Annotated in this window: 18 protein-coding genes; all 18 read right to left on the bottom strand. The window is 39.0% G+C overall.

What is annotated here, in order from left to right; translation table 11 throughout:
• Positions 1 to 114: 114 nt before the first annotated feature.
• Positions 115 to 363 (bottom strand): hypothetical protein, encoded by a 249-nt coding sequence (locus AACZ88_RS14555; RefSeq protein WP_339711649.1) that lies wholly within the window; start codon positions 361 to 363, stop codon positions 115 to 117.
• A gap of 137 nt (positions 364 to 500) precedes the next feature.
• Positions 501 to 1,904 carry a sulfatase-like hydrolase/transferase gene (locus AACZ88_RS14550; RefSeq protein WP_339711647.1) on the bottom strand — a complete coding sequence of 468 codons (1,404 nt, stop codon included), beginning with the start codon at positions 1,902 to 1,904 and terminating at the stop codon, positions 501 to 503.
• Positions 1,905 to 2,107: 203 nt separating this feature from the next.
• Positions 2,108 to 3,703, bottom strand: a complete 1,596-nt coding sequence (locus AACZ88_RS14545; RefSeq protein WP_339711646.1) for an arylsulfatase — start codon at positions 3,701 to 3,703, stop codon at positions 2,108 to 2,110.
• Between the two features lie 27 nt (positions 3,704 to 3,730).
• Positions 3,731 to 5,230: an alpha-L-fucosidase gene (locus AACZ88_RS14540; RefSeq protein ID WP_339711644.1), complete on the bottom strand. Its 1,500-nt coding sequence runs from the start codon at positions 5,228 to 5,230 to the stop codon at positions 3,731 to 3,733.
• A 118-nt stretch (positions 5,231 to 5,348) separates the two neighbouring features.
• A complete protein-coding gene (locus tag AACZ88_RS14535) occupies positions 5,349 to 6,884 on the bottom strand; it encodes a hypothetical protein (protein ID WP_339711642.1) in 1,536 nt (511 codons plus the stop codon).
• 186 nt (positions 6,885 to 7,070) lie between these two features.
• Entirely contained in the window at positions 7,071 to 8,882 is a 1,812-nt protein-coding gene (locus AACZ88_RS14530) for an alpha-L-fucosidase (protein WP_339711641.1), read from the bottom strand.
• Positions 8,883 to 8,913: 31 nt separating this feature from the next.
• Positions 8,914 to 10,251: an acetylxylan esterase gene (locus AACZ88_RS14525; RefSeq protein ID WP_339711639.1), complete on the bottom strand. Its 1,338-nt coding sequence runs from the start codon at positions 10,249 to 10,251 to the stop codon at positions 8,914 to 8,916.
• A 333-nt stretch (positions 10,252 to 10,584) separates the two neighbouring features.
• Positions 10,585 to 14,748, bottom strand: a complete 4,164-nt coding sequence (locus AACZ88_RS14520; protein ID WP_339711638.1) for a two-component regulator propeller domain-containing protein — start codon at positions 14,746 to 14,748, stop codon at positions 10,585 to 10,587.
• 84 nt (positions 14,749 to 14,832) lie between these two features.
• Positions 14,833 to 15,159, bottom strand: coding sequence for a multidrug efflux SMR transporter (locus AACZ88_RS14515; protein WP_339711636.1), 327 nt, complete (start codon positions 15,157 to 15,159; stop codon positions 14,833 to 14,835).
• 112 nt (positions 15,160 to 15,271) lie between these two features.
• Complete coding sequence (locus AACZ88_RS14510; RefSeq protein WP_339711634.1) at positions 15,272 to 15,655, bottom strand: DUF3037 domain-containing protein; 384 nt, start codon at positions 15,653 to 15,655, stop codon at positions 15,272 to 15,274.
• On the bottom strand, positions 15,645 to 16,424 hold the full coding sequence (locus AACZ88_RS14505; RefSeq protein WP_339711632.1) for a HipA family kinase: 780 nt from the start codon (positions 16,422 to 16,424) through the stop codon (positions 15,645 to 15,647). The genes AACZ88_RS14510 and AACZ88_RS14505 overlap by 11 nt, the downstream gene beginning before the upstream one ends.
• A gap of 101 nt (positions 16,425 to 16,525) precedes the next feature.
• Positions 16,526 to 17,011 (bottom strand): phage tail protein, encoded by a 486-nt coding sequence (locus AACZ88_RS14500; protein ID WP_339711630.1) that lies wholly within the window; start codon positions 17,009 to 17,011, stop codon positions 16,526 to 16,528.
• 104 nt (positions 17,012 to 17,115) lie between these two features.
• On the bottom strand, positions 17,116 to 18,036 hold the full coding sequence (locus AACZ88_RS14495; protein WP_339711629.1) for an NAD(P)-dependent alcohol dehydrogenase: 921 nt from the start codon (positions 18,034 to 18,036) through the stop codon (positions 17,116 to 17,118).
• Between the two features lie 223 nt (positions 18,037 to 18,259).
• A complete protein-coding gene (locus AACZ88_RS14490; RefSeq protein WP_339711628.1) occupies positions 18,260 to 18,796 on the bottom strand; it encodes a dihydrofolate reductase family protein in 537 nt (178 codons plus the stop codon).
• Positions 18,797 to 19,031: 235 nt separating this feature from the next.
• A complete protein-coding gene (locus AACZ88_RS14485; protein WP_339711627.1) occupies positions 19,032 to 19,175 on the bottom strand; it encodes a hypothetical protein in 144 nt (47 codons plus the stop codon).
• 168 nt (positions 19,176 to 19,343) lie between these two features.
• Positions 19,344 to 19,928: a GrpB family protein gene (locus tag AACZ88_RS14480; RefSeq protein WP_339711625.1), complete on the bottom strand. Its 585-nt coding sequence runs from the start codon at positions 19,926 to 19,928 to the stop codon at positions 19,344 to 19,346.
• A 180-nt stretch (positions 19,929 to 20,108) separates the two neighbouring features.
• Positions 20,109 to 20,573: a hypothetical protein gene (locus AACZ88_RS14475; protein ID WP_339711623.1), complete on the bottom strand. Its 465-nt coding sequence runs from the start codon at positions 20,571 to 20,573 to the stop codon at positions 20,109 to 20,111.
• A 165-nt stretch (positions 20,574 to 20,738) separates the two neighbouring features.
• The gene (locus tag AACZ88_RS14470) at positions 20,739 to 21,725 is read right to left on the bottom strand and encodes a hypothetical protein (protein ID WP_339711621.1); all 987 of its coding nucleotides are present in this window, start codon (positions 21,723 to 21,725) and stop codon (positions 20,739 to 20,741) included.
• Positions 21,726 to 21,833 lie beyond the last annotated feature (108 nt).

Here is a 21,833-nt window from a genome sequence, read left to right as displayed (position 1 = left end):
AAAAATTCACCTCGCTACTTGTTCATTCATACTGTCAAATTCTTGTTCGCTCTTATAAGCGTGCTTTTCCATATAAGATGATGAGACTCTAAGCATAGACTTTAAAATTGCCTGTTAAAATTTGACACATTGTTCATCGTTCAGCCACACATGCGGAACATTCTGGCCAATAAATTCAACTTCATCTGCTCTGAATTTTTTAATACTATCGTCAATAAACCGAGTTTCCGAATCTTTAAGAATTACCACCAATTCAAATTCAGGGTCTGAATTCCATACCCTCAAAAAATTGGCATAGTAGTTAGGGGCAACCATAAGCGACCCATCGTCAACACAAGACCTGTTCAGCAAATGAAGTTTCATTTCCATGGTTTAATATATGTGACCTCAGAAAAGGGCCTGTGTACTCTCTACCCACTACGTATCTAATAGGCTTTTTTTTTACAAAAAATACGTTTGTTCGAACAAACAGGGAACAATCGCTCTTTACTCCCGATTGTTTATTTTAGACTTTTCCGCTCTTCCGAAAAGCAGTCTTCTGGAGGATTTTCAGGCAACGCTGCTTCAAAATTTTTGAGTTTACCCAATAGTTCTTGAAGTTTTTCTGGGTTTTCGGTGGACAAATCTTTCTGTTCCTCCCAATCTGAATTGATATTATAAAGTTCAGTTCTTCCTAATGTTTTGTTGGTCAACAGCTTCCAATTATCTTCTTGCACGGCTGCACTTGGCCAAAAATCTGGACGATTATTTGAAAAACGCCAATCCCAAAAAATGGGTTTTGCTCGTTTAAAGGCTTTTCCCAAAATAGCGGGCACTATACTAACTCCGTCAGGTTGATAATTCTCCGAAGCAGTCGCCCTTGCCAATTCCAAAAATGTCGGCAGCAAATCTACGGTGGCCAACTCCGTCATATTATCGACGGTTCCCGCAGCCACTTTACCGGGCCAGCGAACCAGAAAAGGGATACGAACACCGCCAGCAAATAGCGAGCGCTTTCGCCCTTTGAGCCCCCCAGTTTCACCCACGGAATAGAACGTTCCCAACCCAGGGCCGGTTGAATTATCATCAGTTTTTCTATTTTTTCCCGTTATTTCAGGTCCGTTATCGGAAGAGAAAACCACCAACGTATTGTTATCAATACCCAAATTTTTTAAGGCTGCGAACAATTCTCCGATACGGGCATCATATTCGGCGACCACGGCTGCATACACTTGCTCTTGCTCGTCTAAATGGGCAAATTTTTCCATATATTCTTCCTTCGGATAATGAGGTGTATGTGTTGCATGGATCCATGCATTGACAAAAAACGGTTTCTCCTTATTTCTTTTTACAAAATCAATCGTCTTGTATAAGGTAGAATCGGCATGCATTTGATGTAGTCTGCTTGGTAAATTAAAAGCTCCATACTCGTCATATCCGTATTCCAAAGGGGAAGGAGCATCTTCAACATGGGTATTGGAAAGATGCCATTTGCCAAAATGTGCGGTGGTATACCCTGCATCTTTTAACATCTTTGGAAGTAAAGGTGCTTGGGGATTCAACCAGTCGGGCATATCTCTCTTTATATGTGATTCGACGGAAGCAAAGTGACCGTGCACACTTTGACGGGCCGGAAATTGACCGGTCATTACCGCTACCCTACTCGGCGAACAAACGGGATTGACAACCGAAAAGTTTTGAAAATCGATGCCTTCAGCGGCCATCTTATCAAGGTTGGGCGTTTTACAAAAGGTACTGCCGTGAATTCCTAAATCCGCATAGCCCCAATCATCAGCAAAAATGAATATAATATTAGGTCGGGGTTCTTGATTAGTCGTCACCTCTTTTTTGGTCCTTTCTCTACCCCCACAGGATAGGATTATCACCAAGATGCTAAAGAACAAGATTTTTGTTCCTATCTTCATTTTATACTTTTATTTTAAAGTATCAGTTCGGATAGCCAAATTGACATCGACCGATGTGCGGGCCATGACCAACTACTAACACAGTTATTGGACAAACCTACAGACCAAGCCTAAAACGGTATTTCTCTGTTCGATCTTTTTTTTGCTTGTTTCACCCAAAATTGAAGAAATTGGGCAATTGATAATCTTTAGAAGTATTTTAACTACGATTTGAACCATTCGGGCATCACCCAATTCTTTTTGACGTACTCTTGGGGTGCACCGGGTGTTGTTCTCCCCTCACTAATAATTCTAGTTATTTTTTGGGTAAGCTTTCTCACTTCATTGGGATATTCAAAATATAAGTTCGTCGTTTCCCCTGGATCTTCTTCAATATTATAAAGTTCAAAGATTGCCTCACCTTTTAAAGGTTCAATAATTCTAGGTTTTAAAGAACCTCCCGAACCGCGTAACATATTCAATTTCCATTTTCCATCGCGAATAGCAAAATGGCCCGATACGGAATGATGGATAACCGGCCCCCTAACCGCTTCATCATAACTTTCCCCTTTCAGTATTGGCAAGAGACTATAACTATCCTCACCTGCATTATCAGGAAACTTTACTCCAATGATATCGGCTATAGTGGCAAAATAGTCAGTCTGGCAAACTGGCACATTTGCTTTTCTCCCTGCTTCGATCATATTGGGCCAACGCATCAAAAATGGTACGCGGTGCCCTCCTTCGTATATGTCTCGCTTACCGCCCTTAAAATTCAGGCTACTATAATGTCCATACTCTTCTCGTTGATAAACATAGTTGGTTTCTGCACCATTATCCGAAGAAAAAATGACCAATGTATTGTCATCGATACCATTGGCTTTTAAAGCATCAAGTACCTGCCCTACCCTAAAGTCGGTTTCTTCCATAAAATCACCATAGTTACCACAGTCGCTACGCCCTTGAAAATCGGGATGCGTGCAATGTGGTAAGTGTGGACTTGTCAAGGGCAAGTATAAAAAAAAGGGCTTCCCTTCTTTGGCTTCACTTGCGGCATCGGCTATATATTCCACGGCCTTCTTGGCAAATGTCTGCAACACCAGTTCATCATTAAACGATGCTGCTACTTCGACCCACCCGTTTGAACCTTTCTTAGGTTGATTCTCATAGGGAGGCGTCATTCTATAACCCTTTGGGGTAATAGTGTCGCTGAACGTACGAGGGTTGTTGTCATCTTTCTTTTTAGTCCATAAAACCGGTGGGTCCAAAACCCTATCATTTTCCAAATAGGTTAGAATACCATAATTCATAGAGGCGGGAATGCCGAAAAAATAATCAAAGCCCTTGTCAATAGGTCCATCGCTAAATGGCTTTGACCAATCACGGTCTTTACCCAAACTTCCTTCAAACTGCATTTGAAGATGCCATTTTCCTACCATGGCCGTGTTATAGCCATTTTTTTGCAATAAAGAGGCAATGGTCATCCTATCCTTCTCGATCAAACAAGGTCCATCGGCGCCTAAAACTCCTTTTTTTAACGATGTACGCCAACTATAACGCCCTGTTAACAAAGAATACCTAGATGGGGTACACACGGCATCGCTACTATGGCCATCGGTAAAAATTATTCCCTCGTTGGCCAATTTGTCCATATTGGGTGTTTTGAATTTCGCATCAGGGTTAAGAGCGCTTACATCACCATAACCCTGGTCATCGGTGTATATGATGATGATATTAGGTTTTTTAACGCTTTGGGCCGACGTGGCAATTGAAAACAACAATAATAAAGCTCCAATAAAATGTTTTGACAAATGCATCATCTTTTTTAAAATTAATTTTTTCAATAGTTATTCCTCAGGTATCATCTTACGAACTTTCTGCAATAGCTTAAGCGATGCAGGTGATACAGAACCGTCTTCGTACATTTCAAGATTTATGGAAAGTGGATACCGATTTTCTCGTGCATGTCTGATTCTTCCGGCAAGTTCTTCAACCGAATATTTTGGTGCACTAATTTTGGTATTTTTATCAATATGCCCCCATCTCTTTTCAAGGGGGAAACAGGTATGCGCCTGCAGTCCCTTGAAATTTCCTTCAGGAAAGACACCATCCTTCAATCCTGTAAATTGTTTTAGCCCTTCTCCTGCATAATAATCTTGATATTCAGTAACCCTAGGCAAAATCCATGAATTATAGGTAATCAAGCGCTGTGGATTGCCTGTTTTGGCTGCTTGACTTATTTCTTTAAAATTGGCCGACGCAATGCCTCCAACCGTACCATCGAAATGTGTGTCATAATAACGCTGCGCTCCATCAAAAAACCATCCGTTCAGCTTTTTCCCGTAGCGATTACCGACCTCGGTCAAAATAGTATTTATGTTTCGGTACAATTCCGTTTTATCGGCCTTATATCCCCCTGCAGCCTTCAACCAAGTGGAATCTTTGGAATGATAGCAATCATAACCGTAGTGGTAATAGAAAATCAGTTTAATTCCTTTTTCATAAAGCCGATCAGCCATTTCGCCGAGTAAATCGCGTTTTGTGGTTCGGTCTTTTATTATTTTGTTCAAGGATTGAATAGGCGCAGAAATATACTGTTGCCCCCAAGTAATGGACCAAATGACATATGCCGCCCCCGATTTTTCAACTAAATCGACAAATTTTTCGACATCAAAATCGTTGACTTTTTCTTCCCATGGTTTAACATCATCTCCTTTTTCCGGTGTTGCACGGTTGGTCCACTGAAACATCAAGCCGTAACCGGCGTCTTTGAACCAGTCTGCTTTTTGCCTTAACCTTAGTGCTTCTTCATCTATTTGAGCTCCATAAGTAGGTTCTATTAACTTCAATGCGGATAGTTTGAACTTTTGGTTCGACTCAATTTTTAACTGCAAATTGTTCACCCCTTTTTTTAATGCAATAGTGCCAAGTTTTAATTCAGACCACTCTTTTTCATTACTTGTAAAGTCATGACTTTTTCCATTACTGGTTAATATCCCCTTTACATCTTCCCCAAAGATTCTAGCCACGACTTCAAAACTTTCAGCCTTAGATGATTGTACACTCCATTTCATTATATATGGACTAGGAGCCTCGGATTCTATCCATTGGAACATAAAATTTAGAACCGTAGTTTTTAGATTTGTACTTTTCTCCGCAAGACCACCTGAAAGTACATTCACCTCTTTGCTATTTACCACTATGGGTTCAACAACATTTTGAACACCATTATGTCCAGTTTCGGCATAGGGGTCAGGACTATCTTGACCTTGGGACTGCAAGGTTATCACTGATAACCACATTATAAACCCGCAGCACTTTGAAAGACACTTGATAAAATTGCCCATACTATGATTTTTTGATTGAACCAAGATTCTTTTTCCCATCACAAACTATCCTAATCATTATAATTTTATAACAGCAATGGCTTTAAGCAGGTTGGATGCTCTACAAAAATGAAACTCCTTATTCAGTTGGAATTTCTCCATCCGTTCGAAAAGGATATGCCGGCAAATTCACACCATTGACCAAATTCACATCCGGTTTCCCGGCAAACGCGTAACGCACGTAACGGGGTTGCTTTATTTCATTACTGGAAAGAATAACCGTTTCACCTTCTATATTCGCTATGGCAACTTTCCATTGCAACGATTCATCGGAAACCCAGAATCCGGAAGGTGCATTTCCATCTAAAGTTTTTAAACCTTTGGCATTTTTAAAATGAACTACCAGCGTATTCTTATGAGTTTTGACCTCATCTAGAACAGGCCCTTCGGCAACAATATCTTTTTTGAGCACATATTTTTGCGCGAGAAGCGCAAGTCTCTCGCCAATCGGAAGCTTATCCTTGGGGTGAATATTAGTTTCATCACCAAGATCAATAGTGTTAGCCACACTGGTATGGGGCAAATCCAATACTTTTAATTGCGACTCCCGCATCCAAGACCAAGACAAGGCTGTAGGGCTTTTGGGGTCGATATCCGGACTATTTTCAGTTCCTTTTCCGTAGCCTGGAAGCATGACAACGGCGAAATGCATTTTGTCGTTATTCCATTCTTTTCGATAACGCCTCACCCATGATTTTAGCACATCGCCATATTCCGTAATTCCTATGACCCTATGATACCAATTGGCTTCGGTGACCTCAGGCACGCCCGAGATATACCGTGTATTGCGTTCCCCTTGATACCAAACCAACCCGCTACAAGCGTATGGAACCAAAGGCTTGATCATCGCATTATAAAGAATATTGGGTTGTCGGCGCATGAATATATCCTCTTTATTAGTCCAACCTTCGGGAGAAGTAAGCGAAGCGTTTATGCTATCATGGGTCGACGTATCGGCATCAAAAGCATCCATAATATCCTTAAAATAAGGAAATTCTTCGGCCATGTCGCGCGGCATCCAAGCTTCAAGTGACGAACTGCCCCAAGAAGCATGTATTATTCCCACGGGAATTTCTTCGGCTTTCTCAAGAAAATAGGCAAAACCAAATGCAACAGCGCTACTTGGGGGAATAGCGGCCCATTTTCCGATGACATTGTCTTCTTCTTTAAAGGAAACCGTTCGCTTCACTTCAAAACTTCTTATGTTTTTGGCAATGGGCAACAACGCTTCCAATTCGGGAACATTGGCAGCCGAAAATTGCATGTTCGATTGTCCCGAACATATCCATACCTCACCAACGACCACATTGGACAAGACTATTTCGGTATTTCCGGAAATAATCATTTCCCTAGGGGTTTTCGACGCTTGCAATGGCGCTAATTTAACCATCCACTTACCATCTTTTCCACTTTTTGTCGTGGTGCTTTGATCCGCAAATTTTACCGTTATTTTCTCATTCGGCTTTGCTTTTCCCCATACGGGAACGGGCATCCCACGTTGCAAAACCATATTATCGCAAAATAAATTGGATGGCTTTAATTCTTGGGAAAAAGCAATCGTAATATTGAATAAAAGGGAAATAAATACTACTATAATCGAGGTGTTTTTCATCATTGCTAGTCGTGTTATTTAAGCAGGCTGAATGATCACTTCTTCTACGAAATTGAACTCCGCTTTAGAATGCACTCCCGTTTTAACTGCTTATCATAAAACGGGTATACACTAAAGTACCTTCTTGTCTCTTCTGCTATATTTAGCTCTCAAACCTACAAACTTTTACCCATATATTTCAATAACGGCTTACTCCATACTCTCTTCAGGCGTTAATCGTATTTCTTTGAGACTGGCGCCCTTCCTATTTCCGTCTACCAAGGAAACGGTAATTGTATGTTTTCCAGGCTTTTCAAATTTCAAGAGTCCCATTTCATAGTAATTATAAACAGCAGATGAATTCTGTTGATTCTGAACAACCGCTTCTTCATCTGAAGTAATATTCCAAACCAAACGACCTTCTCCGGCATAATTGAGTTCCGTTTGGTAATAGCCGGGTTCCATTACTTCTATTTCCCAAGTCACCTTGCCCTCACTTTCCCAATCTTGGGCCTGTTCAATATGTTTCCATTCCCCAAATTTTTCCATCCATTTTTTTTCTGCTATCTCAGCACTTTTTGCCGTGGCGAAATCTACTGGAAGTATCGTAGGAAATACTGGATCAATACTATTGGAAATCATAACATCTGCTTGCCCAACGATATCCAATTCTATTACCGATACGGTTTTTTCAGGACGTTTTATTGGAAGTTCCAAACTTACCCAATCTCCATTTTTACTGGTATCCAATTGCAAAGCTTTTCCATCGTCAAGCAGCTTTGCTGATTTAATTTTGTTCTTTAAGCCCGGAAGCCACAATTTACCATCCAGGGGCCATTGATAGACACAAAGATTTAATTTACCATCGGATGACACCGTAACATCACCCCAAGGCAAGGCATGGCCCCAGGGTGAAGCGCTCGCCTTATAAACCACTTGCGGATATCGCTCTATCCAATCCCCCGAAGCCCTTAAAGATTGTTGGGCTACAATAGGAATCGTACCGTCGGGTGCCGGGCCGACATTTAACATATAGGTACCCCCTCTGGCCACTGTCGAAATCACACTCTTCAAAATTCGTTTGGGACTTTTCCAATTTTCGTCATACCAGGCATAGCCCCAAGAGTCATTGGTCACATCGACGGTCTCCCAAAGTCCGGCTATATTCTTAATGGGAATGTTCATGTCGCCCAAAGACTTATAATCTCCCAATCCGTGACCTGCCCGCCCTGAAATCATAGCATTGGGTTGGTGTTTTCGAACTACTTGCACCAATTCTTCAACGTATTTTTTTTCCATATCCCCCGGTGTATCGAACCACACCATTGCGATATCGCCGTATTCCGTCACAATTTCCTTTACCTGCGGAAGGCATTTGTTTTCGAAGTAGTAATCGAACCCCACTTCTTTCCCTTTTTTATTGACTTTCGCCCCCCCGTTTCCTCCCGGAAATGTCCAATCTTGATTGTGCGAGTAGTAAAAACCGAAGCCTAAGCCCAGTTCTTTGCATGCCTTTGCCAATTCTTTCATAGGGTCTCTGGCGAAAGGCGTAGCCTTTACGATATTAAAGTCATTGCTTTTGGAATCATACATGGCAAAACCATCGTGGTGTTTGCTTGTAATAACGATATATTTCATGCCAGCATCTTTAGCCAGTTGGGCGATGGCAAGAGCATTAAAATTCTCGGGATTGAAGTTTTTTGCTTCGGCTTTATATTCTTCGACAGGAATGTTTGCCCTTCTCGGATTCATAATCCATTCGCTAATTCCATAATACGTACTGTCTTTCCATTTATTGGCGATTTTGGAGTATAGTCCCCAATGAATAAACATAGCATAATTACCTTCATCAAATAAGGCGGTTCTCGAGGTTGGTGCATCAGCGCCAAGGCTTTTTTGTTCGCCCCACATCTCGTCCATTCCTTTTTCTTTTTTCTTCACTTGTGCCAACAAGAAACCACTTTGCAATATCAATGCTACCAATAGCACTACGAGGTATTTTTTCCTATTTTTTAAATTCATTGTCCGTTTTAGATTATAAATGTATCACCACTTAGTCAAGTCGGTGTTTTTTTGAACCTTCAAGTACAGCAGGATTATCGCTCTTGACGAATCGCATCGGTGAACTATAAATGCTCTCCCTTGAATCAATTGTGTTTATAAAGTAAGCTACCGCCTTTGGAGGCAGACTTGCTGAAATCGTTTTGCCAGAATCGGATAACCGGGCGGTAACCTGTTTCCATTCATAACTATCTCTTCCCCAATCTGCCGTATCGGTAGTATAATAAAGAAACGCCTGCTCCACTTTTCCCTGAGACCTGTATAGCAGTTCATTTTTTTTATTTAACGACTTAAACTTCGGCAACCTGGGTGCCTCACCCCGGTTCGTTACGTAATCGGCAAAAGCATATATTGTTTTGGGAGCCCATCCCACTTGATGCCCGTGTTTCATACGATGTTCGACACACAAATATTTTTCGTTGGGGGATGCTTCGAATGTTCTGGTAAAGCTGTTCATTGTAAAATGAAAATCGTTTGTACCATTTACAAAAAGTGTGGGCTGTTTTTGCAATGGCACATAGAGGGAAGGTTCCCAATTATCTAAATAAAATGCCTGTTGTGTTTTGGTCAGCTTTCCGAGCATTTCACTGTAGTGTGGTGTTTCCTGTAAAAATCCACAGCCGTATACCGGTATGGCAAAAGCAAAGCGATTGTCGATCCCTGTGATTACATTGGCAAGTATACCTCCCCAAGAAATACCAGTGATGCCTATTTTGGCAGTATCTACTTCCGGAAAGCTCTTTAACAGACTAACGCACAGCATAACATCTGCAACAGCGTGGTAGAACCATTGATCCTGTAATTTTTCGGAAACAACATCTTCGAAAAAACCTATTCTTCTTGGCCCTGAATATTCAAAAGTCGGCCAGAATTTTTCGTCTTTACTATTCATAACTCTTTCCCCGGGAATCTGGCCTTCCAAAGCCACTGAAATAGCAATATATCCTCTATCGGTCCACTCTTTTACCCATTCGGGAAAAGCCGTGCCACCACCACCATGAACTAAAATGACAGCAGGCCTTTTAACTCCTTTTGATAGTCCTTTAGGGACACCGTACCAACAAAACACTTTAGTCTGTTTTCCTTTGAAGGGGGGCCCCTTGAAAAATAACCCTTTGATATTCGCAAATTTTCTATGACCATCAAAAGTATCGGTGAATTCAAAATCAGGGGCACTGAAGACCTCACTTTTGATAAGTTTGCTTTTAACCCACGAAGGGCCGCTTTTTTTCTGAAAATTCGATAAGGAATGACTCGCAACACTCACTTGACCGTCAGCAGTAGAGTAAATAGCCAAAATAAGCAACCAAAAAACTGGACACTTCGACATTATTTTTTTATGTAGGACTGGCATATAATTCACTTGATGAGTTCTAGAAATAACCGTTTTTGTTGACAAAAGTCTTAATCGAATTTTGGTCCGCATTCATTATTCAGCCAAATCTAACCACAGAAACAGGAGTAGACCTTCTCTTTTCAACCATACTTTTGCTTATTTCGACCAATCTTATTCTTTGGTAATTTAAGCCGTTGACATACCACCACACCATCAACAAAACCTAACTAAAAAAGCGATAATTTGAAATACGCTATATTCTGAAAGTAGTCACATCTCAAGTTAAAAAGCAAACCGGTCGGCTACTTTACTACGAAGAAAGAAACTTTAATTTTTCTTGTTAAACTCCGAAGGGGAGACACCGTGTAATTTTTTAAAGGAAGTAGAGAAGTATGAATTTGATTCGATACCTATTTGATACATCACCTCAGCAACATTAAAGCCTTCGTTGCTGCTTAAAAGTTTGGCTGCTCTTTGCAACCTGAAGTTTCTTAAGTACACGTTGGGAACTTGCCCCGTGAGCTGTTTTAAACGTCTATAAAAATGGGAAGTGCTCAAGCCTATTTCGAAAGCTAATTCTTCAACACCGAAATTAGAGTCTGAAATATTTTTTTCAATGGCTTCTATCGTCTTTTTCAAAAATTCTTTATCCTTGGTCGATATTTCAAGACCCTCTTTGGGGAGTCCACTATTTTTTGAAAAATAGTGACGCAATTTCTTTTTATTTTGAATCAACCGTTCAATGCGGAGCTCTAGATGCCTCAAGGAAAAAGGTTTGCTAATGTATTCGTCAGCGCCAAATTCAAGTCCTTTAATTACATCTTCCTTATCTCCCAAGGCAGTTAATAACAAGACGGAGATATGGCTCAATTCGGAATCTGATTTTATGCGTTCACAAAGCTCGAAGCCATCCATCTCAGGCATCATCACATCACTAATGACCAAATCGGGCTCTTTTTGTTTAATTTTTTCCAGTCCTTCTACGCCATTATTTGCTATGATAATATTATACTTTTGAGATAATGTACTTATTAGAAATGTCTGAACATCTACCTCGTTTTCAACTATCAAAATAGTATATTCTTTGGTCACTCTATTTACAGGGGCCGTCAAATTCTCCTGTATGATATCGGGCGCTAAGGGAATCCAATCTTTTATAAAGGATTTTTCAGAACGACTAATGCCGTCGATCCCGTGTTCGGCAATCGGTTTTGAAGGTATTGCCACGGAGAAACGTGTTTCTATACCAGGTTCACTAGCTACCGAAATTTCACCGCCCAATAATGTAACCAATGATTTGCAGAAAGACAGGCCAATTCCACCGCCACTAACACTTCCCGATTTATTTCCCAATTGATAAAAGCGTTCGAAAATATTTTCCAAATCTTTTTTTGGAATACCCTTGCCGTTATCTATAACATCGACATGGATCATCTTTTGACCGGAGTCGAAAGTGATTTTCGATTCAACACTGATGCTACCTTTTGGGGGAGTATTCTTAAAAGAATTGGAAAGTAAATTGAAAATAATACGTTCCGTTTTTTCTACGTCGATAACAATTTCTTCATCGGGCGTACTCACTTTATAGTAGAAGTTAATATCTTTTTCAACAGCATAATTCTCGAACCCTTCAGTTGTAGGGTATATAAAACCACCCAAGGTATCTTTGTTCAATTGTAAATTGAGATGCCCTTGTTCGGCTTGACGAAATGTAATTAATTGATCTACCAAACTCAGCAGCCTTTTCGTATTCTTTCGTATTATTTCTAAATATTTATTGTTTCCGGCGTCTGAATTATGGGAAATCATATACTCCAAGGGTCCGGCTATCAAGGTCAAAGGCGTTCTAAATTCATGCGACAGGTTTGTAAAATAACGGAACTTGCCCTGATTGATCGTATCTTGTCTTTCTTTATCCAACTTCTCATATTTAAGGCGCTGTTTTAATTTTTCGTGTTGCGAAAAATAAACGACTACGCCTATACCGGCACCAACTACCAGAAATGTAAACAAAAGATAACTCCACCAAGTTTGATACCATGGCGGCAATATTTCTACATGCAAAACTTTCGCCTTTGTATTCCAGATGCCATCACCATTGGCTGCTTTTACCTTAAAAACATAGCTTCCCGCGGAAAGATTGGTGTACGTGACCGTTGTTTTACCCGTGTTTTCTTCTACCCAGGTATCGTTAAAACCTTCAAGCTTGTATGCCAACCTGTTTTTCGATGGTGTCGAAGTATGTTCTACCGCTAAATTAAAAGCTATTATTTGTTGCTTCTGACTTATCGCGATACTTTCGGTCTCCGAGATAGACTTCTCGAGCACCACATCATTATTTAATTCTTCGCCAATGGTTACCGATTTATTATTGACCAAAAGGTCAGTAATCAAAATCTCGGGTGGTTGGGTATTCAATATAATTTCTTCCGGCTTGAAAACAGTCAGGCCATTCAATCCTCCAAAATAGAAATATCCCGATTTCCCCTTAAAAAAAGCACCTTGCCGAAAATTATTCTGCGGAAGACCGTCGCGAACATCAAATACGTCAATGGTATTATCAGGAAGATAAAATCGGATCAGCCCCATGTCGGTACTCATCCAAAGATAATCTTCCGCTTCTTGTAAAATACCATATATTGCATCGTCGGGTAAAAAGTCGTTTTTTCTGAAGTACTCCATTTTTACGGGAACACCTTGAGCATCCAACGACATTTTATTAAGCCCACCGCCAAAAGTACCCACCCAAATAGCACCAGCTTCATCTTGAAGAAGTGAAAAAACATTGCGATATGTCAACTTTATTCCATTAGTGGCTTCCTCAGAAATTTTTTGATCTATTGTAATTGTTCTTCCATCAAAATTTCCGTGTAGCAAGCCTTTGTTGGTCCCGAACCAAAAAGAACCTCTATTAACTTCAAGTAGTGCCTGAACATTTTCAGACTTTAAATCTAAGCTAGACTTTACCTTTAAATGTGGTTTGCTGTTTTCGTTTATTGCAGGCCAAGGATCGGCTATTACAGCAATTTGAGTTCCTGCCAAAAGCACGTTATTTTCATCAATTTGGTAAACTTTTCGCACCTTTTCAATTCCAGGCCGGTCATCATTCATTTCTAGGGCGACCTCTTTGAATTGGTGAGTCGACGGATTAAAAACAACTATCTTTAAATCGGTTCCAATCCATATATAGCCTCTTTTATCTTCATAGATGGACCGAACAACATCATTATTAGCCAAGGACAACTTATCATCTAAATTTTCAAACTCAAGTTTATCTACCGTAGCATCGTTGACCGCGGTAGTGCTTCTAAACAAAGCTTTATTATAACCCGACATCCACAATCTACCTTCGCTGTCTTCAAGAATTGCCATAAGTAAATTATCGAACAATGAACCTTTCTCATAAGGGTTATGGGAATAGCTGACAAACCTCTTTTGGGTCAGGTCTAATTTATTTATCCCTGCTTGAGCCGTACCGATCCATAAAACATCAAAGTCATCTTGATAAATGGCATTGATATGTTGGCTGCTTAAACCAGCACTATTTTCCGGGTCGTAAGTAAAGTGTTTGAAATAATCACCTTCTTGCTCGTACTTAAAGAGTCCGTCGTTTTTTGTACCGACCCATATAGCACCAGAATTATCTTCAAAAAGTGTCTTGATCACAAACTCAGAATCGAGCGATTCAGGGCTTCCCAAATGCTTAAATGTGTCGATTACGTGTACCTTGTCTTCTTCAAAAGTTGTCTTATACAATCCATCTCCGGTTCTTATCCAAAAAATGCCTTTTTTATTTAAAATCTCAGTAACAATCTTATTTTCAAAATCTTCAAAAACAAAAGAGGTTTTAATATCAGGAAAGCCATTCGTGCTTGTTGAATGCAACGTTAATTGGCTCAGTCCTTTGGAGGTTGCCAACAAAACTGACCGGTCATCTTTAAAGTTAAAATCATTTATGCTTCCCCTATCGGATAGCGATTTGAAGAGATTACCGGAAATATTAAAAATTCCACTTTCTACGTTCTTCAGTTCACAAACATATAGTTCGTTCTTTCCCGAGAACCAAATTTGACCATTCGGCCCTGAATCAATAGTGCCAATATGCAACTTATTCGACAGCGGAACCGTATAGAATTTCTCCAGGGAGGGAACATATACATTTAGACCCAGATTGGTACCAATCCACAATATGCCATTCGCATCATTGTACAAGTATGTAATAAAATTGCTAAGAATATTTCCGTCGGTATTCGACTGTGTGGTATAGCTTTTAAATTCATAGCCATCATATCGTATCAGGCCATTGGGCGTACCATACCACAAATAGCCATATTGGTCTTGTTCAATGGTATATATGGTATTCTGGTTAAACCCTTCTTTATTGGAAAATCTTTCAAACTTTTGAGCATAGCCATGTGGCGAAACGATAAGCACCAAAAATGCTATCTCGAAAAAAACCAATAACGTATTTCTTCTGTTAGGTTTTCTCATACGTCACCATCAAATTTGAACTTCATTCTTCAATCGTAAACACCAATCAACTTGAATAAAACACGCGGTACATTCGTTTAAACTTTAGTGAGAGACCGTCTTTAAGCCGACAATCGATCCGATGAGGGTTGCAATAAAGAAAATTCTCCAGAAACTTGCGGGGTCTTTAAACACAAAGATGCCCATTAAAACGGTGCCGACCGCCCCAATACCCGTCCAAACGGCATAGGCCGTACCGATGGGCAATTCCTGGGTGGCCTTTATCAGCAGCAACATGCTCAAGGCCAGGCAGATTAAAAACCCGCCATACCACCAGTACACATCGTTACCTGTTGCTTCCTTTGCTTTGCCCAAACAGGAAGCAAATGCGACCTCGAACAGCCCTGCAACAATTAAAATTATCCAACTCATAGTTTTTGCTCGTTTTCTTTTACAAAGATTAATAAGAAATGGCTAGTCTTTATTCAATTTTTTGATTTTTACAGCTTCAAAGCATCCATATCTATTACGTGGCAGCTCGAAATCATAATACATACTTCTGAAAAAGGTCTGCCAATTCCTTTTCGGGATCCAGACATAGCCCTGGGTGTGTATTCGAACTCTGAATAATGGTACTTCGAGAGGCGGTCAGCCAGCGGAATCTAGAGGCTAAATCCATTTTTCCGATGGCTCCCCCTTGACGCTCTCCCTCACAAACCATTTTCCACGCTTGTAAGTAGGTATTGAGCGTATTGATGTCAAGTTCCTTTGAAAAAGCATCTAGACGCGATTGATTAATCTCAAATTTCATACCCAGAAACTTTTTCCGTTTAGAAAAAAGTATAGCGCCTACATTAAAAAACTCTTCCCGTTCTACTTTCGGGACTATTCTAATAATCGCAAATTCATAGGTACATCTATCTTGCATCTTCCGCTTCTTTAACAAGTACATCAATTTTAGAAAGTCGCGTCCCAATAAATTCAATATAAGCTGCCCGCATTTCATCAACTGTCATTGCCAGTGACGCATCAAATAACCAGTCATCGGGAATTTTCAAAACAATCTCCGCTATGCCATCACCATCGAGCAACTGCCGAATCTCAAGTGCGGCTTCGGTCAAATGTGCGGCACGATCTAAAAGCACATGATCTTTTATTGCAGGAAATGTTCGATTTAGGTGTGTTCTCCATGTTTCCCAGTTATGATGAAAATAAAAGCTTGACCCATGATCGATAAGCCATAATTCTTTATGCCAATTTAATAAATTGGTATTTTTTGCGGTTCGGTCAATATTGCTAATCATACTATCCAATACCACCACCTTTGAAGCAGTCATAGCATCAGCTATCGAGACCAGGGGATCGTAAACAATGGCGCCCGATAAAAAATGAAGCCCCAAGTTAAGGCCGACACTAAACTTTAACAAGTCTTGAATTTCTTCATCAGGTTCGGTCTTACTAAAAGAATCATCAAGATTCATAAAGACGATTTCGGGCACCTTCAGACCAATGGCCCGTGCAAGTTCGCCCCCGAGAAGTTCAGCAATCAATGCTCTTTTTCCTTGACCGGCACCCCGAAATTTTAGCACATAAAGAAATTCATCATCGGCTTTGACGATAGCGGGTAGCGAACCTCCCTCACGTAAAGGTTTGATATATTGAATGACATCAACGGTACGAATATCAATTTTATTCATGGTTTCGAAGATAGTAAAAGATACAGCTCGTATGGACAATTTGGAACCCATAAATGGCTTTCATCTCGGGATGTTAAAGCAATTGAAACCTAACTAGTATTTTAAAGATTAAAATTATTCGGCAAGTCACCGGCGGCATTCAGTCTATTGAAGTAGCTGTATGAAAATTCTATGTGGTCTATTACCATTTCATTATTCATCGAATCAAATTCTGAAACAGCCCATTTTATTGGCCACGAGTTTACAAAAAGCCACGATTTTAATGGATTGCCGTTTCCGTTTAATAACCTTACTGTAATCGAATTTGTTTTTATGGCAGCGTCTAACCGGGCCGAGAACGATTCTGAACACCACATGGCAATCCCCGAATTTTGGGGCATCAACCCTCTCTTTAATATCAAATTAGAGAATTTCGCCGAGGTTGGTACGCTGTCCTGAAACCTGTTTTGACCCCCTTTGACAATATCTTCTGTGTTCATCTCCATGCTTATACCGGAAACTTCTTTAAATACAACTGGTGGACTTGATTCTTGACCAGAAATAGCCAAGTCAAAATAAAACGGGACAAGAGGGTCTATTTTACGCATACCATCATGTATAAGGGTAATTGGATTTTAAAAGGTGTGTTCATAAGTGAGACTGCTAAAAACGGTCATTTACATATTGCTTATGCCTGCCGGTGTTTTTCATTTTACCTTGCTATTGCAATTACTACATTTCCTCTTTTATGTCCCGTATCTACATATTCATGTGCATTTACAATTTCTTCTAGCGGAAAACATTTGTCGATAAAGGGTCTTAGTTTTTTTTCTTCGGCTAACGCCGCTATTTTTTTCAAGTGCTCACTTTTTTCTTTAGTAAGCATTTTAACCGAAATAAAGACACCTTCTTTATTCATCACTTTTTTCGCTTTCGATTTGGTTGTTTTGCCAACGGCATCAAAAACAATATCGAATTTATCTTTAAGCAAAGAATAGTCTTCAGTTTTATAGTCGGTCAAATCATCGGCCCCTAGAGATCTGACCATATCAAAATTTGGTTTACTGCATACGGCCATAACAGCCGCCCCCTGCTGTTTTGCAAATTGAGCGGCATAACTACCAACACTTCCCGATGCACCATAAATTAATACTTTCTGTCCACTGGTCATCTTTGCTTTTTCCAATAAATAGAGCGCAGTCATTCCTCCTATAGGTAAGGCAGCAGCTTCTTGGAAATTTAGGTTTGCAGGTTTTAAATCAATAACGCCATGTTTCCAATCTTGAGGTACGCAGATGTATTCGGCATAGGAACCCGTTTTTAGCATTGTCGTCGTACCAAATACACTATCCCCAATATTAAATTTTGTAACGTTCTTCCCTTTTCCCTCAACCACCCCGGCCAGCTCATGGCCCAAAATTTTCTTTTTAGGTCTAAATAATCCAAAAATGAGTCTTGCCGGAAGCCAAAATAAAGGAGGGAAATCAGAACTGCGAAGTCTCACATCTCCGGAAGTAACGGTCGCCGCATGTATTTTCACTAGAATCTCATTGTCTTTGGGCTTTGGCTTTTCTACCTCCGTTAACTTAAGAACATTTGGTGGGCCGTACGTATCGTAAACTGCTGCTTTCATTTTATTTTTTTCTTATATGACAAAACCGTCTCGGCCAAGGCTATCTACTGTAATTTGCCCGACGTACACAAGCTTCAAGGTGCCTGGCCCGGTTGTTGGATTAAAAATAGGGATTTTCGTCAAAGAAATTCATCGTTACATATTATTATCAAATGACTGTTATATAAGATTGTGGCTGCCATGTTAGTAGCTGGTGATCGATTAAGGTTGGCTTCAGCGACTATTATTTCTTTCGCTTGTAATGGCTTTGAACTATTTGGTCAAGAAACACTTCTGTTTTTACATGATCAAACTCCAGTGGTTTCGGTAAAATATCAAACAAAGAAATTCCGTCACCAAGGAGTATGGGGAGGGTAGAAATTCGAAGTTCGTCGATCAAATCTTGCTTTAAGAAATTCTGTACTGTTCTTCCGCCATCGATATATAACATATTGTACCCCTTTGTATGGATGTTGGAAAGAATTTCTTTTTCATTTCCGTTTAGTAGTGTAACTTTTTCCCTCAATTTTTCGGGAATGCTCTTTAATGAATTGCTCAACACAAAAACATGTTTTTTATAGGGCCATTCCCCTTTAAAGTTACAAACGGTATCGAAAGTTGTTCTTCCCATGACTATAGCATCAATTTCATCCATTAATGCAAAGAACCCCATATCATTTTTTTCGGGGTTTGGAATAGCATTTAACCAATCGAGTTCTCCATTTTTTCCGGCTATAAAACCATCTATGCTTTTCCCAATAAATACGATATTTTTTTTCATTCTATAATTTAATAAGTGTCAACGGTAAAGTTCAATCCGATTTAGTTATTTGTGCCCAATATACAAGTTAGTAAAAAAACTGTCGGTGTTCTGCAGTCTTTCTTAAAAGTGGTAGTAAAATTAATTTTCCCTTCTAAGCGGAAAATAAAAAAACCGCTGTATAGCGGTTTATATTGATTCATTATTCCGTCGACCAGAGCTGTGCACCGGTTATTATTCTTAACGGTGGATTAATTTATTCTCCTATATTCTTCGAACTTTTATGAGCCACAGCTTCCTTTTTAGCTTTATATGCAGTAAACACGCTGTATAGAATGATCAGAAGTACCACCAATACTACAGAAGTCATAATCGCCGTGATTTCCTTATCAATATCCATAATTTTATCTTTTTGTTCTATTTACCGCTGTTTACCAGGACTTTGTAATTTACACCAAAGTTTTAAGGTACAAAAAACCGGGTTTCCCACTTCTGATTGGGGAATAAAATATTGATTTACATAACTTTATATTTATTTAGAGACCCGCTTGTCGAACGGTCACATGTATTAGGTTTTCGCTTTTTCGCTAATCATCTTAAGCGTTTCTTTTATAAAATCGGTTTTTCCTAAGACGTAGGAACCTCGGTCGTTTTTAAATTTACATGCCAGTGCTATTTTCAAATCTTCGTACTGTTTGGCTCTTTCATTATTGGTGTTTAAATAGTCTCGAAACTCAATTTGTTTCCACATGACATTTTCTCTCGGGCACATATGAATATGAAAAATCTGCTCTTTTTTTCCGTCTGGGCGGTATCCTTTCCCAAATGACATATACGCATCGATATTTTCCCTCGCAGGTACCTTAAAATAAGTATAGCCCAATGCTGTAAATTTTGCGATGAGATTTTCGTCGAATAATAATTCCGCCGGTATTTCAAGCATTAAATCGATGTATGGTTTTGATTTTATGCCCGGAATCGATGAACTTCCAAAGTGTTCGATTCGTAAGATTATTTCTTTTCCTACTTTTTCAACTATTCGATCTTTCTCTTTTTCATAGCTTTCTTTCCACATCGGATTGTGATCTTCCAATTCAATCGGAAAAAGTTCGTTCCAATCTTCTTTGGTCAGTTCGTTCAAACTCTTTTTCATTATATCTAAATTTTAAAAGCCCGGTCACGGTGGTGCATATAAAACGTAGTGTGCAAATAGCCGTTGATTTTTCGGATGATACACAAACCAAAATCAACAATTTGGCAATCTTCGCAAATACTCACCAACCTCTCGGAGAGCCTGCAATAGTAATGATTATATATGTTAGTGAAAACGTTTTTAGTGTTTTTCAGTTGTAATACTTCTTGCGTCAGATATTAGATGTGCTGTAATAAACCAATCATTAGTTTTTTCAAATATTCGATAATGTGAAGTTTTTCTAGTTCCCAAGTCTTTGTCATCTGATGATTTCTGACCTTTTCGTTCGACTGTAGTAATTACTAAAATAGCATTATCACCTATTTTTTTAAGTTTTAATGTGGTTTGTTCCGTTTTTCCTGCCATTACAAAATCAAACCCGAACACTTCAGTTAGGTATTCTTGAATTTCCGATTTTCCAATTCGATTAAATCCAAATGCATTTGTAAAATCAGCATTTTCAGAATACCATTTGGCTGCCAACCCAGCATCTTTAATTTCCCAAGATTTATTCCAATCGTCAATTTTTGCCGTAATTTTCAAGCTGTCAGATTCAGATAAGGCTTGAGCATTTGTTGTTTGTATCCCCAAAACAAATGTAATCATCAAGATTATATGTCTCATTTTCAAATGTTTTACAACGGTAAATTGTATGAGTAGTGGCAGAGTGCGTGGTAGTTTCCGCTCAAACCGCAACGCAGTTTGAGCGGGCTACAAACCTTGATAATTAACACTTTGCCTGCCATTACTTATACAAAATGTTGTGCATAGTTATTTCTTCAAATGTTTTCTGTTTAGAGAAATTATTAAATCCTTATCTAAGAATATAATATTAGACTTAATTACATCATTGATTTTATACTTTATCTTCTCTTTTGCATTTTCTGAGAAATTACCACTTATAGCAATAATTAGTTTTGAAATAGGATATTCATTTCTTTTTATGTCTTTCCATGGAATTTTAAATGTGTCATCACATTGGCCAATAAGTTCATCAATCTGCGAATTAACTTTTCCACTTACCCCTCCAGCTTTAACTTGTACTCCATAGAAATCCTCGATCCCGAATTCATTAATTCTTGACAAAATAAAGTCTTTGCCAAATTCCTTGGTTCCATGATTATATATTACTTTGTCAAAACCCATTTTCGAAAAAAGGGGCTGTAACAGATCTTGCGAAAATAGTTTTTCATTTTTCTCGTAATCTAGATTCCACTTAAAATCATTAATCTGTAAATCCACAATTTTTTCAAGATTTTCTAGTAATGGTTTTAATTCTTCCTCTAAAATACTTTTAATAGATTCCTTTTCATTTTTAAATTTGAAAACCATTGATAAGGAGGAGCAGTCTTCAACCCCTTTTTCCTCAAGATATTCAATTATTGGAGGCGATGAAAGTGTTTGTGCTTCTAAAATCATCGTTCTATAATAAACGTAATCTTTGTAATCTATATGTAATAAATCGTCTCCCCAAGATGAAACAGAAACTCTTAATATATCATCTATTTTTTCAATAGCAGATAGTCTAAATATGTTTGTGAAGTTATATTCCTCAGCCGTTTCATTTTCAAATAATATAATGCTAATATTATTTGGAATCTGATTAATAGTGGTATCAAACTCTTTACGAAAGCCAAATATCTGTTCCGGTTGATCTAATTCAAAATGTAGAATTGAATTATCTTTATATCCCTCTATTTTAATTCCTGACTTTTCAAGAATTAGATATTCCTTTTTCTTTATGTCTTGTATTATCATAATACTTAGTTATTAAACTTACTGAGATTGCGGTTTAATTATGCACAAAACAATGAATATAGTTACTAGTGACTATATCCCATTAACTCACTAAGATAACAAAACCTA

The sequence above is a fragment of the uncultured Kriegella sp. genome (genome assembly GCF_963975415.1).
Lineage (GTDB): Bacteria > Bacteroidota > Bacteroidia > Flavobacteriales > Flavobacteriaceae > Kriegella.
Note: the sequence above shows the minus strand (reverse complement) of the source record. Positions and strands in the feature narration are given on the sequence as shown.

What these genes read in the sequence shown, in the direction of transcription:
- AACZ88_RS14475 (WP_339711623.1), bottom strand. Translation starts at nt 20,573, where the DNA reads ATGATTACATTTGTTTTGGGGATACAAACAACAAATGCTCAAGCCTTA.
- AACZ88_RS14500 (WP_339711630.1), bottom strand. Translation starts at nt 17,011, where the DNA reads ATGCGTAAAATAGACCCTCTTGTCCCGTTTTATTTTGACTTGGCTATT.
- AACZ88_RS14540 (WP_339711644.1), bottom strand. Translation starts at nt 5,230, where the DNA reads ATGGGCAATTTTATCAAGTGTCTTTCAAAGTGCTGCGGGTTTATAATG.
- AACZ88_RS14525 (WP_339711639.1), bottom strand. Translation starts at nt 10,251, where the DNA reads ATGTCGAAGTGTCCAGTTTTTTGGTTGCTTATTTTGGCTATTTACTCT.
- AACZ88_RS14545 (WP_339711646.1), bottom strand. Translation starts at nt 3,703, where the DNA reads ATGATGCATTTGTCAAAACATTTTATTGGAGCTTTATTATTGTTGTTT.
- AACZ88_RS14550 (WP_339711647.1), bottom strand. Translation starts at nt 1,904, where the DNA reads ATGAAGATAGGAACAAAAATCTTGTTCTTTAGCATCTTGGTGATAATC.
- AACZ88_RS14490 (WP_339711628.1), bottom strand. Translation starts at nt 18,796, where the DNA reads ATGAAAAAAAATATCGTATTTATTGGGAAAAGCATAGATGGTTTTATA.
- AACZ88_RS14485 (WP_339711627.1), bottom strand. Translation starts at nt 19,175, where the DNA reads ATGGATATTGATAAGGAAATCACGGCGATTATGACTTCTGTAGTATTG.
- AACZ88_RS14470 (WP_339711621.1), bottom strand. Translation starts at nt 21,725, where the DNA reads ATGATAATACAAGACATAAAGAAAAAGGAATATCTAATTCTTGAAAAG.
- AACZ88_RS14480 (WP_339711625.1), bottom strand. Translation starts at nt 19,928, where the DNA reads ATGAAAAAGAGTTTGAACGAACTGACCAAAGAAGATTGGAACGAACTT.
- AACZ88_RS14510 (WP_339711634.1), bottom strand. Translation starts at nt 15,655, where the DNA reads ATGCAAGATAGATGTACCTATGAATTTGCGATTATTAGAATAGTCCCG.
- AACZ88_RS14555 (WP_339711649.1), bottom strand. Translation starts at nt 363, where the DNA reads ATGAAACTTCATTTGCTGAACAGGTCTTGTGTTGACGATGGGTCGCTT.
- AACZ88_RS14520 (WP_339711638.1), bottom strand. Translation starts at nt 14,748, where the DNA reads ATGAGAAAACCTAACAGAAGAAATACGTTATTGGTTTTTTTCGAGATA.
- AACZ88_RS14495 (WP_339711629.1), bottom strand. Translation starts at nt 18,036, where the DNA reads ATGAAAGCAGCAGTTTACGATACGTACGGCCCACCAAATGTTCTTAAG.
- AACZ88_RS14505 (WP_339711632.1), bottom strand. Translation starts at nt 16,424, where the DNA reads ATGAATAAAATTGATATTCGTACCGTTGATGTCATTCAATATATCAAA.
- AACZ88_RS14515 (WP_339711636.1), bottom strand. Translation starts at nt 15,159, where the DNA reads ATGAGTTGGATAATTTTAATTGTTGCAGGGCTGTTCGAGGTCGCATTT.
- AACZ88_RS14535 (WP_339711642.1), bottom strand. Translation starts at nt 6,884, where the DNA reads ATGATGAAAAACACCTCGATTATAGTAGTATTTATTTCCCTTTTATTC.
- AACZ88_RS14530 (WP_339711641.1), bottom strand. Translation starts at nt 8,882, where the DNA reads ATGAATTTAAAAAATAGGAAAAAATACCTCGTAGTGCTATTGGTAGCA.